Below are 13929 nucleotides of genomic sequence, written 5' to 3' on the forward strand. Positions count from 1 at the left end.
ATTGCCTGATCCATGGCGCCCTTGCAGGCGTCATGTCATCAGAAATTGTGGTGTACGCCGACGCCCACGTAGTTGATGGTGGTCGAGGCATTGTAGTTCAATGCAGCAGCCTGTTTCTTGTTCGAGATGTCTGCGTAGACATAGGTGCGTTTCGACAGGTTGTAGTCGTAGCCCAGCGAAGCCTGCTTGGTCTTGACCACGCCATCCGGGGTTTTCTGGCCGTAGCCGGCGCGGATCTTGCCAGGGCCGACGTCATAGTTGGCGCCCAGTACCCATGCCTTGGTATCGGTGTTGACGATCTTGAAGTTGCTGTCGTCCTGATGCTGGTACGACGCCATCAGTTTCAGTTCCGGCGACGGATTGAACGAGGCACCGACCGACCACAGCTTGGCTTGCAGGCCATTGCGCTCGTAGGCGCCCATGGCGGCGAACTGGGCGTTGTTGTAGGTGACCGACATCGAGTACGGGTTCGACGCTGGTGCGACGTTGGCCGGCAGCGCAAAGTTGCCGGTGGCGTTTGTCGTCAGGTTGCGCACGGTCGCGGCAACGGCGGCGTTGTTATTGGCTTCCTTGGCAGCGATGGTGGTGTTGATCTGGAAGCCGGCAAATACTGGCGAGTTGTAGAACACGGCATTCGAGAAGCGGTTGCGCGAGTTGCCTGGTGCGCTCAGCGGATCGCTGCTGTAAGCGGCAACGGTCAGGTCGGTCTGGAAACCGGCTTGCGTTGGCATGCCCGACCATGGTTCAAACGCGGTGCTGGTTTCCTGGAAAGCGGTCAGGCCACGGCCCAGGCGGACGGTACCGAAGTTGCCTTGCAGGCCGACGCGGCTTTGACCCTGGAACAATGGACGCGAGTTGCCGCCCGAGGTGTTTTCAATCGTGCCGGTATCGGACTCGTAGCGGATTTCCAGTTGGAAAATAGCTTTCAGGCCATTGCCCAGATCTTCCGTGCCCTTGAAGCCCAGCTTGTTATTGTCGCGCTTGCTGACGGACGTGGTGCCATTGGTGGCTTTGGCCAGGCCGGCATCAACGGTGCCGTAGATCTGGACCGACGATTGAGCTTGTGCGGTAGCGGCGAAGGCGCCGAAGAGGGCGAGGGCAACGAGTGATTTTTTCATGTCTTTTTCCCTGGTTAAAGTGGTTTCCGTCAGATATCCGAGCAGATTGAAAGGCGTTGAGTACCGCGTTTCGATGAGTCAACCTTAATTCGTCGGCGCCGCGTCCGCGTGGGATTGGTCAAATATGGTTAAAAAGATTGGTGGAAAGCGCGGCAAGCCGCTTGCCGTGTTGTATTTTCGTAACGCCGGCTTTTTCCCCATCAGGCGCGCGATTGCCGCTTCCTCCCCCTGTCCCGCCGGCGATCTGTATTCTTGCGCATGACTTAAACCAAAGGAAATATTGCGTTTAATCAATTTTAACTTTCACGACCTCGGATTTGGCGCGCAACGACGTTACACTATGGAACGGTTTACACGGCCGCACGGCCGTAGCGAACCTGGAGACAGCAGATTATTAGAATCATTGACTCAATATCGAGAATCGATGGCAAATCGCGAAATATTAGGATTGATCAAGGGGGCGCGTGCGGGCGACGTTGTTTGTCAGCTGGCGCTGGGACGCGTGTATTTGTTTGGCCAGGGGGTACCGAAAAGCGTGCCGACGGCCTTGCATTGGCTGGCGCGCGCGGCGCAGGAAGGCAGCGAAGAAGCATGTTTGCTGATCGGCACGCATGTGCCGTTCGAACTGGCGCAAGCGGCGGCCAGGGCGCTCATTCCCTATTATGAACAGGCGTTCGACGCCGGACTGGCGCAGGCCGGACTGGTGCTGGCGCAGTTGGTGCTGACCGATGCGGCCAGCCATGGCGAGCCCGTGCGCGCCAAGGCCAGGCTGGGCCTGGAAGCGGCGGCCAAGGCCGGGCTGCCCGATGCGCTATGGCTGCTGTCCCGGCAGGATGGCGCCGAAGCCCGTCCGGAGCAGCGTGGCAGCGAGGCCTGGCTGGAGCAGGCGTGGCAGACGGGTGACCAGGCGGGCTTCCTGACCTATGCCATGCCGCTGGCGCGCGAATTGCTGCAGCGCCAGGCCGTCAACGGTGCGCGCACGATTGCCCTGGCCCCGCAGCAGGTGCTGCTGCTGTCGCGCTGCGCCCAGGCGCTGGCGCCCACCGGCGGTACCGAAAGCTGGCAGTGCTGCGAGCTGGCGGCGCACGGCGGCGACCGGGCCTCCCAGCTGGAGCTGGGGCTCGGCTATGCGCGCATGGATGCCCATGGACGCAGGCTGGCGGCACGCAATGGCGCGGCCAATTTCAAGCGTGCCGTGCGCTGGCTGACGCAGGCGGGCGAGCAGGGCCTGGCGGAAGCCTGGTTCGTGCTGTCACGCATCTATACCAAACCGGAATTTTCGCAGCGCAATGTGGTCGAGGCGCATTGCTGCCTGGAGCGCGCAGCCGACCTGGGGCATGGCCCGGCCCAGCTCGAATGCGGCATGCATGCCTGGCGTAACCGCCGCGAGGGCGTCAACAGCGACGTACGCGCCGCGTACTGGCTGTTGCAGGCGCAGTCGCAAGGCAGCTGCGAGGCCGAAGCGGTGCTGGCGAAAATCGCGCCATGCGGCGAGCCGGGCGACTGGGGCCAGTTTGCCGGCACGCACAGCGCGGCGCTCAAGCGCGAACTCGATCAAAGCCAGCCGCTGCTGGCGGCGCGGCTGGCGCTGGCGCGCTGTTTTCATTTGACGCGCGCCGAAGCGCTGTTGCTCGATGTGCATGCGGCCGACCACGGCCATTGCCTGCTGATCGATATCAGCGCCACCCACGGCCGCGGCAAGCGGCGCCTGGCGCTGATCCGCTCGGCGCAGGAGCGCCAGGTGCTCGACCAGGTGCTGCGCCTGTTCGAACGCGTCGACTGCAGTGTCGATGGTCCGGAGGGCAACTACCGGCAACGGCTGTACCGGCTGAAATGCTATCTGGCCGAGCTGGACGTGGCGCAGGAACAGGAGTTCCTGGCGGCTTAGACTTCGATCTGGCCTTCGAAGACCGTGACGGCCGGCCCTGTCATCAGGACCGGCTGGCCTTCGCCCTGCCAGGCGATCGACAGTTCGCCGCCGCGCGCGCTGATGCGCACCGGGGAATCGAGCAGGCCGCGCAAGATGCCGGCCACGGCGGCCGCGCAGGCGCCCGTGCCGCAGGCCAGCGTTTCGCCCGCGCCGCGCTCGTACACGCGCAGTTTCACGTGATGGCGGTCGATCACCTGCAGGTAGCCGGCATTGACCCGGCGTGGAAAGCGCGGGTGATGTTCGATCAGCGGACCCGACGTTTCCAGGTCTTGTGCGTCGACATCATCGACCACCTGCACCGCATGCGGGTTGCCCATCGAGACCACCGACACCAGCACCGTGCCAGCGTCGCCCGGCAGCGCCAGGTCCAGCGGCCACACGGTGCCGCTACCCTGCGTGACGCCATCGAGGCCGTCCGCCGTGAAGGGCACCAGCGCCGGCGCCAGCACCGGCGCGCCCATGTCGACCGTGATGCTGCCGTCCAGCTCCAGCCGTGGCGCGATCACGCCGGCCATGGTTTCCACGCTGATGCTGCGTTTGTCCGACAGGCCTTTTTCGCTGACGAACTTGACGAACGCGCGCGCGCCGTTGCCGCACTGTTCGACTTCGCCGCCATCGTTGTTATAGATGCGGTAGCGGAAATCGCAGCCGGGCAGGCGCGCCTGTTCCACGACCAGGATCTGGTCGGCGCCGATGCCGAAGCGGCGGTCGGCCAGGCGCTGCCACTGTTCGGGCGTGAAATCGATCTGCTGGCTGATGGCGTCGATGACGATGAAATCGTTGCCGGCGCCGTGCATCTTGGTAAAGTTCAGTTTCATGCGGTTCAGTCTGGTTTGTGCTGGTTATAGAACGACGCCTCGCCTGCCGGGCGGGTCTTGAAGCGCTTATGCGTCCAGAAATACTCGGCTGGCGCTTCGCGCACGCGTTCCTCGATGAATTCGTTCATGCGGCGCGTGGCGGCCGTGACGTCGTCGCCCGGATAGTCGTCCCAGGCCGGATAGTAGGTTACCTGCCAGCCCTGGTAATTGGGCAGGAAGGTGGCGATCACGGGGATGACCTGGGCGCGCGCGGCCATGGCCAGGCGCGCGGTCGCTGTCAGCGTGGCGGCCGGCACGCCGAAGAACGGCACGAACTCGGCATCTTTTTCGCCAAAATCCATGTCCGGCAGCATGAAGTAGGGCAGGCCGTCGCGCAGCGCGCGCAAGATGGTCTTGATGCCGTCCTGGCGCGTAAACAGCCGCGACGGCTTGAAGCGCGAGCGGCCGTCGCGCAAGGCCTTGTCGAATACGGCGTTCTTTTGCTGCACATACATCGACGACGCTTCGATTTCCATTGCAGTGGCGGCGCCGGCCACGTCGAGGCAGACAAAATGCGGACACAGCAGGATGGTGGGCCTGCTGGCGATCTGCTGGCCCGGAAACGCCGGCACCTTTTTGATCAGCCGGTTCAGGCGCGCTTCCGAGGCCCACCACAAGATGCTGCGCTCCCATACGCTGCGCGAATAAGCCTGGAAATGCTGGCGTGCCAGCGTGCGGCGCTGCTGTTCCGTCAGTTCCGGCATGCACAGGCGCAGATTGGTCAGCGCGATCTCGCGCCGCGGACCCATGACGATGAACAGCAGATTGCCGATGCCGGCGCCGAAACGGCCGAGGATGGGCAAGGGCAGCCAGTGCAGCAGCCACATGAAGCCGATCAGCAGCCTCATGATGGCGCTCCGTCAGCCGCTGGCGCCTGTGGCGTCGGTGGCGGCGCGCCGCGCGGCACCTTGAAGCGGTTGTAGCTCCACAGGTATTGCGCCGGGCTGCGCGCGATCAATTGTTCCATCGCCGCATTGATGGTGCGCGCCTGTTCGGCCGAGCTGCCGTCCAGCGACCCGGTAAACGGCACGAAGTGCACGCGGTAGCCGCGTCCGCCCGGCAGCCGTTCCGCATAGGTAATGATGACTTCGGCGCCGCCCATCTGCGCCAGCTTGGCCGGCAAGGTCATGGTGTAGGCGGGGCGGCCAAAGAATTCGGCCCACACGCCTTCGCCTTCCTGCGGCACCTGGTCGGGCAGCAGGCCGATCGGCTGGCCTTTTTTCAGGCATTTGGCAAAGATGCGCACGCCCGACATATTGGCTGGCGCCAGCATCAGGTTTTCGCGCGCGCGCGCCCCTTCGATCAGCGGTTTCAATGCGGCGCGCTTGGGCGGGCGGTACATCACGGTCAGCGCCGTGCGCAGGGCGATCTGCTGGGCGACGATCTCGAAGCAGCCCAGATGGGGCGTCAAAAACACGATGCCGCGCCCGTGCGCCAGCGCCCGCTCGACCAGTTCCCAGTTTTCCACCGTCGCATGGCGCGCCACGCGCTCGGCTGGCGCGCACCAGATGAATGGCAGTTCCAGCACGCTCTTGCCCGCTTCGGACACGGCCGCATGCAAGTGTTGCGAAAACCCCGCACCTTGCATGTTCTCGCGCATGCGGCGGCGATACGACGGCGAAATGGCGTAAATCACCCAGCCCATCGCAGCGCCGAGCGCATGCAGGAAGGGCAGGGGAAACAGGGATAAAAACCGGAAAATGGGGACGAGCATGAATGATCTGTTTCTAAAGTATGGCGTGTTGCACTGCCAAAATTTTTTAAGAAGCGTAAAATACCACGTTGTAGTATCCGCTGAGTTAATAGACAACTTGCGAAGCGGAATATAAATATCGCTAAAGCGTCGCAGGCAAATCCTCTTTACTGCGACAGAACATTCACATAGTAAACAGGAGTTTGCATGTCCAACGATTACCTCTTCACGTCCGAATCCGTCTCGGAAGGCCATCCCGACAAGGTTGCCGATCAAATTTCCGACGCCATTCTGGACGCCATCCTGACCCAGGACCCGAACGCCCGCGTGGCGGCCGAAACCCTGTGCAACACCGGTCTGGTGGTGCTGGCGGGCGAAATTACCACGCACGCCAATGTGGATTATATTCAAGTTGCGCGCGAAACCATCAAACGCATCGGTTACGACAATACCGAATACGGCATCGACTACAAGGGTTGCGCCGTATTGGTCGCCTACGACAAGCAGTCGCCGGACATCGCGCAAGGCGTCGATGAAGGCGCCGGGATCGACCTCGACCAGGGCGCTGGCGACCAGGGCCTGATGTTTGGCTACGCCTGCGATGAAACCGCCGAGCTGATGCCTGCCGCCATCCACTACGCGCACCGCCTGGTCGAACGCCAGTCGCAGCTGCGCAAGGATGGCCGCCTGCCATGGCTGCGTCCGGATGCGAAATCGCAAGTCACGCTGCGCTATGTCGACGGCCGTCCGGTCGGCGTGCATACCGTCGTGCTGTCGACCCAGCATGCGCCGGAAATGACGCATGCGCAGATCGAAGAAGCGGTGATCGAAGAAATCATCAAGCCGATCCTGCCGCGCGAATGGCTGAACGAGACCAAATTCCTGGTCAACCCGACCGGCCGTTTCGTTATCGGCGGTCCGCAAGGCGATTGCGGCCTGACCGGCCGCAAGATTATCGTTGACACCTACGGTGGCGCAGCGCCGCACGGCGGCGGCGCGTTCTCGGGCAAGGACCCGTCGAAAGTCGACCGTTCGGCCGCCTACGCCGCCCGCTACGTGGCGAAAAACATTGTCGCCGCCGGCCTGGCGCGCCAGTGCCAGGTGCAGGTCAGCTACGCCATCGGCGTGGCCAAGCCGATCAATATCACCGTCTACACGGAAGGCACGGGCGTGATTCCCGACGCGGAAATCGCGAAACTGGTGCTGGCCCACTTTGACCTGCGTCCAAAAGGCATCGTGCAGATGCTGGACCTGCTGCGCCCGATCTACCAGAAGAGCGCCGCCTACGGCCACTTCGGCCGCGAAGAGCCGGAATTCACATGGGAGCGTACCGACAAGGTCGCCCTGCTGCGCGATGCGGCCGGCCTGAAGTAATCGCCTCTGCTGCTTGAAAGAGCGCCCTCGCCGCAAGGCCGAGGGCGCTTTTTTATTGGCGCGCCAGCAAGCCGGTCATGCTGATAGGATGCAATATTGCCCACACGTTAACCGAGGAATTCCATGCTGCGCTCCAGTGTTGCCGCCATTTTGTTGACCCTGTCCGGCCTGGCTTCGGCCGCCGCGCCCGCCCTGGTGACGGTTGGCCAATTGCTGGAGCGGGCCGAACGCGGCGAGCGCCAGGCGGTGCTGATGCTGGCGGCCGGCGGCAAGGCGGTCTTTCCCGATGGCGGCCTGGCCAGCCAGATCGAAACAGGTCCTGAGCTGAACGCGCTGATGAAGCAATTGTCGGTGCGGCAGAGTTTGCATGTGCTCACGCTCTACGCGGATGGTGGTTTATTTGCCACGGATCCCGATGCCTGGCGCAGCAATACCAAGCCCGATCCCGTGGTCACCTGCATCTGGGCCACGCGCGCGGCCAGCTATCCGCTCGATGGCAGCGTGGCCGACAAGGACATGGCGGCGACGCTGCGCGGCATTGCCGATGAAATGGCGCAGCGCCTCGACGATGACGAGCGCGGCAAATGCCTGGGGCCGGGCCGCAGCTGGTCGCTCCAGCGCTGAAGCATTGGGGGCCGTTCGCCAGCCGAATGGTTGCCGTCGATGACCAGCCAATGATATGATGCAGGGTCCGAGGAGCGTTGCGACGAAGAAATTCGCCAGGCTCGGAATATCCTGCAACTGCGCTCACGTACCTTTTTCACAACTGAAAGGAGGGCGTGATGAACGCCGTACTCAAATCGCAACACGACTACACCATCGCCGATATCACCTTGGCCGCATGGGGCGACAAAGAAATCAAGATTGCTGAAACGGAAATGCCTGGCCTGATGGCCATCCGCGAAGAATTCGCGGCAGCGCAGCCGTTGAAAGGCGCGCGCATCACCGGGTCGATCCACATGACCATCCAGACCGCCGTGCTGATCCAGACCCTGGAAGCACTGGGCGCGCAAGTGCGCTGGGCATCGTGCAATATCTACTCGACCCAGGACCACGCCGCCGCCGCCATCGCCGCCGCCGGCACTCCTGTCTTCGCCGTCAAGGGCGAATCGCTCGACGACTACTGGGAATACACGCACCGCATCTTCGAATGGCCATCGGTGGACGGCCAGGCTGTCTACTCGAACATGATTCTCGACGATGGCGGCGACGCCACGTTGCTGCTGCACCTGGGCGTGCGCGCCGAGAGCGATGCTTCCGTGCTGGCCAACCCGACTTCGGACGAAGAAGTGTGCCTGTACAACTCGATCAAGCAGCGCCTGCTGGTCGATCCGACCTGGTACTCGAAGCGCCTGCCGGAAATCCTCGGCGTGACCGAAGAGACCACCACCGGCGTGCACCGCCTGTACCAGATGCATAAAGAAGGCAAGCTGGCCTTCCCTGCGATCAACGTCAACGATTCCGTCACCAAGTCGAAATTCGACAACCTGTACGGCTGCCGCGAATCGCTGGTCGACGGCATCAAGCGCGCCACCGACGTGATGATCGCCGGCAAAGTGGCCGTGATCGCCGGTTATGGCGACGTCGGCAAGGGTTCGGCCCAGGCCATGCGCGCGCTGTCGGCGCAAGTGTGGGTGACGGAAGTCGATCCGATCTGCGCACTGCAGGCGGCGATGGAAGGCTACCGCGTGGTGACCATGGATTACGCCTGCGAACACGGCGACATCTTTGTCACTTGCACCGGCAACTACCATATCCTGACGCACGATCACCTGACGCGCATGAAAGACCAGGCCATCGTCTGCAACATCGGTCACTTCGACAATGAAATCGACGTCGCTTCGCTCAAGCAATACGAGTGGGAAAACATCAAGCCGCAAGTCGACCACATCATCTTCCCGTCGGGCCGCCGCATCATCCTGCTGGCCGAAGGCCGCCTGGTCAACCTCGGTTGCGGTACCGGCCACCCGTCGTACGTGATGAGCTCGTCGTTTGCCAACCAGACGATCGCCCAGATCGAACTGTATGCCAACACGGCCAACTACCCGGTCGGCGTCTACACGCTGCCGAAACACCTCGATGAAAAAGTCGCTCGCCTGCAACTCAAAAAGTTGAATGCGCAGCTGACGGAGCTGACCCAGGAGCAAGCCGACTACATCGGCGTGCGTACGGAAGGTCCATACAAGCCGGAACACTACCGCTACTAATCGGCTGGTTGCCTCGGGAACCTACTGCGCGGCGCGGGGCGCGGCCGGCGATGCTCGCTGTACCTTCGTACAGCCGCGCTTCTCGGCCACGCCGCGCATCCGCTCGCTACGGTTCGCGAGGCAACGGGACTCACTTGTGTAATTTGAAAAGCCCGGCCGTCGCCGGTCTATTATCATCTTTGACAGGCTAAAGAAATGCGCTTGCTCCTGATCTGGTTTATCAATGCGGCAGCCCTGTTTGCCGTGCCTTACCTGATGCATTCGATCACCATGAGCAGCGGCTGGACCGCGCTGGTGGCAGCGGCCTTGCTGGGACTGGTCAATGCCCTGATCCGTCCGCTGCTGGTGATGCTGACCCTGCCGGTGACGTTCGTGTCGCTGGGGTTGTTTATCCTGATTATCAACGGCTTTCTGTTCTGGCTGGTGGCGCAGGTGGTCGATGGCTTCCATGTCGCCAGTTTCTGGTCGGCCGTGGGTGGCGCCATTCTGTACAGCATCATTTCCTGGGCCTTGTCGACCTTACTTCTGAGTAAAACCGATGGCAACCCATAACTTCAGTATCGAGTTCTTCCCGCCAAAGACCCCGGAAGGGGCGGAAAAGCTGCGCGTCACGCGTGCCAAACTGTCCGAACTGCAGCCGAAGTATTTTTCGGTGACGTTCGGCGCCGGCGGCACCACGCAGCAGGGTACGCTCGACACCGTGCGCGAGATCCTGGCGGCCGGCGAACAGGCTGCGCCGCACCTGTCCTGCGTCGGCGGTTCGCGCGAGTCGATCCGCGCCGTGCTGGCCGACTTCCAGGCCGCTGGCGTGAGCCGTATCGTGGCCTTGCGCGGCGACTTGCCGAGTGGCTATGGCGCCTCGGGCGAGTTCCGCTATGCCAATGAGCTGGTGGAATTTATCCGCGCCGAGACGGGCGACCATTTCCATATCGAAGTGGCGGCCTATCCCGAAGTGCATCCGCAGGCCCGATCGCCGCAGGACGACCTGCAGGCGTTTGCGCGCAAGGTGCAGGCTGGCGCGGATGCCGCCATCACCCAGTACTTCTACAATGCCGACGCGTATTTCCAGTTTGTCGAGCAGGCGCAGAAGATCGGCATCAACGTGCCGATCGTGGCCGGCATCATGCCGATCACGAACTACACGCAGCTGATGCGCTTTTCCGACATGTGCGGCGCGGAAATTCCACGCTGGGTGCGGTTGAAGCTGGCCAGCTTCGGCGACGACAGCGCCTCCATCAAGGCCTTTGGCCTGGATGTGGTGACCAGCCTGTGCGAACGCCTGCTTGAAGGCGGCGCACCGGGCCTGCACTTCTACAGCATGAACCAGGCGGCGCCCACCACCGCCTTGTGGCAGCGGCTGGTCAAGTAATCCGTCTGGCGTACTAAAACAAATTGCCCTCGGTCATGATGTGATCGAGGGCAATGTCATATGGGCCGCTGACAAATGCTGCCTGCAGGCAGCCGTAGGCTATGCCCAACGTCAATGGACGCGGCGCATGTTCCAGGGTGCGGTCGTAATAGCCGCCGCCATAGCCGAGCCGGTAGCGTTGCAGATTGAAACCCAGGCAGGGCACCAGCAAGGTGGCAGGCGCCGCTATCAAGCGCAGTGTGGCCGGCACGGCCACGCCCATGCCGTCCCTGACCATGGGTTCGCCTGGCGTCCAGCGTGCAAACGCCAGCGGCGCCTGCTTTTCCAGCACCACCGGCAGGCTCAGGGCCACGCCGCGCGCGGCCAGTTCGGCATACGCGGCCTGCAGGTCGGGCTCGCCATGCAGCGGCCAGTAGACGGCGAGTTCGGCAATGTTTTCATTTGCACACCAGTCCAGCAGGCGCTGCGCAATGGCCGCATCCCAGCTGCCGCGGGTGGCCTCGGGCAGGGCGCGGCGGTCGGCCAGCAGCGCTTTGCGCAGCGCAGTTTTTTCCTGTAGAGCAATGGGTGGCGAACTGGCCGGATCGCATGTTATTCTAGGGTCGCTATTCATATCACCATCAGCTTACATTGAGAGTCGTACATTGATTTCCCCACCGAAATGGATTGCCGGTACGATGCTGTGTGTTGCATCCGCCTTGTCACCCCTGGCCGCACTGGCCCAGGCCGCACTTCCAGCTAACCCGGTTGCCGCTGCCGTGCCCGATACGCGCAGCGAAGACGATGCCTTTTTGCTGCTGCGCGACGCCTCGCGCAAGGAAGACATGGAGAAGGTCGACTTCTACGCCGGCCGGCTCGCCAATTACCAGGTGCCATCGTATGTCGACTATTATCGGCTCAAACCGCGCATCCGGCAGCTGACGGAAGCGCAAATTCGCGATTATCTGGCCCGCTACAAGGGCAGCGCGATCGCCGACCGCTTCCGCAACGACTGGTTGCTGGAACTGGGCCGCCAGCGCAACTGGGTGATCTTCGATGAACAATACCCGCAATTCGCGCTCGACGACGATACCCAGCTCAAGTGCTATGCGCTGATGTCGCGCCTGGCCAAGGGCCAGAAAGTGGCGGACGAGGCGCGCGTGCTGCTGCAGTCGCCGCCCGGCTATGGTGAAGCATGCGGCAGCCTGATCACGGCGCTGGCGCAAAGCGGCCAGTTCGACAGCAATGATTTGTGGGCGCAGATCCGCCTGGCCGGCCAGACCAATGCCACCGGCCCGGCGCGCCGCATCGCGCTGCTGCTGGGCGCGTCCGACGCGAAAATGGCGCAGGCGATCGACCTGCCGGCGCTGATGCTGGCCAAGGGGCCGGGCGCCAGCCAGGCCGACCATGAAATGTACCTGGTGGCCGTGGGTCGCATGGCCAAAAGCACGCTGAAACTGGGTGTGGTGGCGCTGCAGAAGGCGCTGCCGAAACTGACGGCGCAGGAGCAGGCGACCGGCTGGTCCAACCTGGCCTTGCAGGCCTCGTATTCGCTGGCGCCGGAAGCGTTCGACTACTGGCAGAAAGCGAATGGCGCACCGTTGACGCAGGAGCAGATGCAATGGAAGGCGCGCATCGCCTTGCGTGAAGGACAATGGCCGCTGGTCAAGTCCGCCATCCAGGCCATGCCGGTGTCGCTGCGCCAGGACCCGACCTGGGTCTACTGGCTGGCGCGCTCGCTGCAGGCGGAAACGCCGGGCCGTCCGAACGCCCAGGCTGACGCGCTGTACCGCAGCATCAATACGCAGGCGAACTTCTATGGCCTGCTGGCCAATGAAGAGCTGGGCAACCACCTGGTCCTGCCGCCACCGGGCCAGCCCGTCAGCCCGGCGGAAATCGCCGCCATGGCCGCCAACCCCGGCCTGCAGCGCGCGCTGAAATTTTTCAATATGCGCCTGCGCTTTGAGGGCACGCGCGAATGGAACTGGGAATTGCGCTCGATGACCGACCGCCAGCACCTGGCGGCGGCCGAATTTGCGCGCCAGAACAATGTGCTCGACCGCATGGTCAATACCTCGGACCGCACGCGCCTGGAAGTGGACTACACGCAGCGCTATCCGACCCCGCACGATGATGTGATGCATCCGGCCACCAAGTCGCTGGGCCTGGACAAGGCCTGGGTGTATGGCCTGATCCGCCAGGAATCGCGCTTCATCATGGATGCGCAATCGCATGTGGGCGCCTCCGGCCTGATGCAGGTGATGCCGTCGACGGCCCGCTATGTGGCCAAGAAGATCGGCCTGACCGATTTCGTAACGGAAACGTTGAGCGATGTGCGTACCAACGTGCTGCTGGGCACCAACTACCTGAACATGGTGGTGGGCGGCCTCGACGGCTCGCAAGTGCTGGCCAGCGCCGCCTATAACGCGGGTCCCGGCCGCTTGCGCATCTGGCGCGCCACCATGACGCGTCCGCTGGAAGGGGCCGTGTTTGCGGAAACCATCCCGTACACGGAAACGCGCGGCTACGTGAAAAACGTGATGGCCAACGCCACCTATTATGCGGCACTGTTCGACAAGAGCCCGCAGTCGCTGAAAGCGCGCCTGTCCACCGTAGGCCCGAAAAACAGCGCGATTTCCGCCGATTTGCCTTCCTCTAACTGAACTGAGCGCCGATCATGCAAACCACCGTCCTTGACCCCAGCCTGACGCAAGCCCTGGCAGCAGCGCGCGAACCAGGCCTGACCTTAATTATTGGCAACAAGAATTACTCGTCCTGGTCGATGCGGCCGTGGGTGGCGCTGACGGCGTTCGGCATTCCATTCCAGGAAGTGCGCGTGCTGCTCGACCAGAAAGATACGTCGAGCAAGATCGCCGAATATTCGGCCTGCGGCCGCGTGCCGGTGCTGCTGGCCGGCGAAATCACCATCTGGGACAGCCTGGCCATCTGCGAATACCTGGCCGAGCAGTTCCAGGAACTGCATCTGTGGCCGCAGGACGTGGCCGCGCGCGCCATGGCGCGCTGTATCTGCGCCGAAATGCACTCCGGCTTTGCCGACCTGCGCAGCGATATGTCCATGCATATCAAGGCCCATTTGCCGGGCCGTGGCCGCACGCCGGGCGCGCAGGCCGATATCGGCCGCATCAGCGAAATCTGGGAAGAGTGCCTGTCGCGCTTTGGCCACCATCAGTTCCTGTTCGGCGATTTTTCGATTGCCGACGCGTATTTTGCGCCCGTCGTGATGCGTTTCCGTACCTATGGCGTGTCGCTGGCGCCGGCCCTGAACGCGTATTGCGAGCGCGTGCAGGCGCACCCGGCCGTGGCGCGCTGGATCGCCGAAGCGCTGGCCGAGACGGAAGTGGCGGCGAAACACGACGCCGATTTGCCTGATTGAATGGTTGA

At 62.9% G+C, this 13929-nt stretch carries 14 protein-coding genes and 1 riboswitch; of the genes, 8 read left to right on the forward strand and 6 right to left on the reverse strand.

Features of this window, described 5'->3' with window-relative positions; all coding sequences use genetic code 11:
- Nucleotides 1-38 precede the first annotated feature (38 nt).
- Nucleotides 39-1118: a porin gene (locus RTQ46_RS00435; RefSeq protein ID WP_312433920.1), complete on the reverse strand. Its 1080-nt coding sequence runs from the start codon at nt 1116-1118 to the stop codon at nt 39-41.
- Nucleotides 1119-1202: 84 nt separating this feature from the next.
- The gene (locus RTQ46_RS00440) at nt 1203-1412 is read right to left on the reverse strand and encodes a hypothetical protein (protein ID WP_312433922.1); all 210 of its coding nucleotides are present in this window, start codon (nt 1410-1412) and stop codon (nt 1203-1205) included.
- Between the two features lie 130 nt (nt 1413-1542).
- On the opposite strand from RTQ46_RS00440, the gene RTQ46_RS00445 reads away from it, so the two are divergent.
- Nucleotides 1543-3006, forward strand: a complete 1464-nt coding sequence (locus tag RTQ46_RS00445; protein ID WP_312433923.1) for a hypothetical protein — start codon at nt 1543-1545, stop codon at nt 3004-3006.
- On the opposite strand, the gene dapF is transcribed toward RTQ46_RS00445, so the two are convergent.
- The 3 genes from dapF to RTQ46_RS00460 are packed head-to-tail and all read right to left on the reverse strand — an operon-like array spanning nt 3003 to nt 5619.
- The gene (gene dapF, locus RTQ46_RS00450) at nt 3003-3866 is read right to left on the reverse strand and encodes a diaminopimelate epimerase (protein WP_312433925.1); all 864 of its coding nucleotides are present in this window, start codon (nt 3864-3866) and stop codon (nt 3003-3005) included. The genes RTQ46_RS00445 and dapF overlap by 4 nt on opposite strands.
- 5 nt (nt 3867-3871) lie before the next feature.
- Entirely contained in the window at nt 3872-4753 is an 882-nt protein-coding gene (locus tag RTQ46_RS00455; protein WP_312433926.1) for a lipid A biosynthesis acyltransferase, read from the reverse strand.
- Complete coding sequence (locus RTQ46_RS00460; RefSeq protein WP_312433927.1) at nt 4750-5619, reverse strand: lysophospholipid acyltransferase family protein; 870 nt, start codon at nt 5617-5619, stop codon at nt 4750-4752. Before RTQ46_RS00460 ends, RTQ46_RS00455 begins: the two co-directional genes overlap by 4 nt.
- 186 nt (nt 5620-5805) lie before the next feature.
- Here RTQ46_RS00460 and metK point away from each other — a divergent pair, with 186 nt between their 5' ends.
- The 5 genes from metK (at nt 5806) to metF (ending at nt 10548) form a co-directional block, all read left to right on the forward strand.
- Entirely contained in the window at nt 5806-6972 is a 1167-nt protein-coding gene (gene metK / locus RTQ46_RS00465; RefSeq protein WP_312433929.1) for a methionine adenosyltransferase, read from the forward strand.
- A 123-nt stretch (nt 6973-7095) separates the two neighbouring features.
- A complete protein-coding gene (locus RTQ46_RS00470) occupies nt 7096-7596 on the forward strand; it encodes a hypothetical protein (protein WP_312433930.1) in 501 nt (166 codons plus the stop codon).
- Nucleotides 7597-7659: 63 nt separating this feature from the next.
- A riboswitch (S-adenosyl-L-homocysteine riboswitch) is annotated at nt 7660-7728 on the forward strand.
- A gap of 26 nt (nt 7729-7754) precedes the next feature.
- A complete protein-coding gene (gene ahcY / locus RTQ46_RS00475) occupies nt 7755-9179 on the forward strand; it encodes an adenosylhomocysteinase (protein WP_312433931.1) in 1425 nt (474 codons plus the stop codon).
- 195 nt (nt 9180-9374) lie between these two features.
- Nucleotides 9375-9731 carry a phage holin family protein gene (locus RTQ46_RS00480; RefSeq protein ID WP_312433932.1) on the forward strand — a complete coding sequence of 119 codons (357 nt, stop codon included), beginning with the start codon at nt 9375-9377 and terminating at the stop codon, nt 9729-9731.
- Complete coding sequence (gene metF, locus RTQ46_RS00485) at nt 9718-10548, forward strand: methylenetetrahydrofolate reductase [NAD(P)H] (RefSeq protein ID WP_312433934.1); 831 nt, start codon at nt 9718-9720, stop codon at nt 10546-10548. Before RTQ46_RS00480 ends, metF begins: the two co-directional genes overlap by 14 nt.
- A gap of 13 nt (nt 10549-10561) precedes the next feature.
- On the opposite strand, the gene RTQ46_RS00490 is transcribed toward metF, so the two are convergent.
- The gene (locus tag RTQ46_RS00490) at nt 10562-11161 is read right to left on the reverse strand and encodes a 5-formyltetrahydrofolate cyclo-ligase (RefSeq protein WP_312433935.1); all 600 of its coding nucleotides are present in this window, start codon (nt 11159-11161) and stop codon (nt 10562-10564) included.
- A 31-nt stretch (nt 11162-11192) separates the two neighbouring features.
- Here RTQ46_RS00490 and RTQ46_RS00495 point away from each other — a divergent pair, with 31 nt between their 5' ends.
- Both RTQ46_RS00495 and RTQ46_RS00500 read left to right on the forward strand, forming a co-directional pair.
- Complete coding sequence (locus RTQ46_RS00495) at nt 11193-13190, forward strand: transglycosylase SLT domain-containing protein (protein ID WP_409518278.1); 1998 nt, start codon at nt 11193-11195, stop codon at nt 13188-13190.
- A 14-nt stretch (nt 13191-13204) separates the two neighbouring features.
- Complete coding sequence (locus tag RTQ46_RS00500) at nt 13205-13921, forward strand: glutathione S-transferase family protein (protein WP_312433938.1); 717 nt, start codon at nt 13205-13207, stop codon at nt 13919-13921.
- Nucleotides 13922-13929: the final 8 nt, after the last annotated feature.

Source organism: Janthinobacterium sp. (genome assembly GCF_031995485.1).
Classification (GTDB): domain Bacteria; phylum Pseudomonadota; class Gammaproteobacteria; order Burkholderiales; family Burkholderiaceae_D; genus Janthinobacterium.

Bases quoted from the DNA above. Each gene is read 5' to 3' on its own strand.
- RTQ46_RS00435 (WP_312433920.1), bottom strand. From the start codon at position 1,118: ATGAAAAAATCACTCGTTGCCCTCGCCCTCTTCGGCGCCTTCGCCGCT.
- RTQ46_RS00445 (WP_312433923.1), top strand. From the start codon at position 1,543: ATGGCAAATCGCGAAATATTAGGATTGATCAAGGGGGCGCGTGCGGGC.
- dapF (WP_312433925.1), bottom strand. From the start codon at position 3,866: ATGAAACTGAACTTTACCAAGATGCACGGCGCCGGCAACGATTTCATC.
- RTQ46_RS00455 (WP_312433926.1), bottom strand. From the start codon at position 4,753: ATGAGGCTGCTGATCGGCTTCATGTGGCTGCTGCACTGGCTGCCCTTG.
- RTQ46_RS00460 (WP_312433927.1), bottom strand. From the start codon at position 5,619: ATGCTCGTCCCCATTTTCCGGTTTTTATCCCTGTTTCCCCTGCCCTTC.
- metK (WP_312433929.1), top strand. From the start codon at position 5,806: ATGTCCAACGATTACCTCTTCACGTCCGAATCCGTCTCGGAAGGCCAT.
- RTQ46_RS00470 (WP_312433930.1), top strand. From the start codon at position 7,096: ATGCTGCGCTCCAGTGTTGCCGCCATTTTGTTGACCCTGTCCGGCCTG.
- ahcY (WP_312433931.1), top strand. From the start codon at position 7,755: ATGAACGCCGTACTCAAATCGCAACACGACTACACCATCGCCGATATC.
- RTQ46_RS00480 (WP_312433932.1), top strand. From the start codon at position 9,375: ATGCGCTTGCTCCTGATCTGGTTTATCAATGCGGCAGCCCTGTTTGCC.
- metF (WP_312433934.1), top strand. From the start codon at position 9,718: ATGGCAACCCATAACTTCAGTATCGAGTTCTTCCCGCCAAAGACCCCG.
- RTQ46_RS00490 (WP_312433935.1), bottom strand. From the start codon at position 11,161: ATGAATAGCGACCCTAGAATAACATGCGATCCGGCCAGTTCGCCACCC.
- RTQ46_RS00500 (WP_312433938.1), top strand. From the start codon at position 13,205: ATGCAAACCACCGTCCTTGACCCCAGCCTGACGCAAGCCCTGGCAGCA.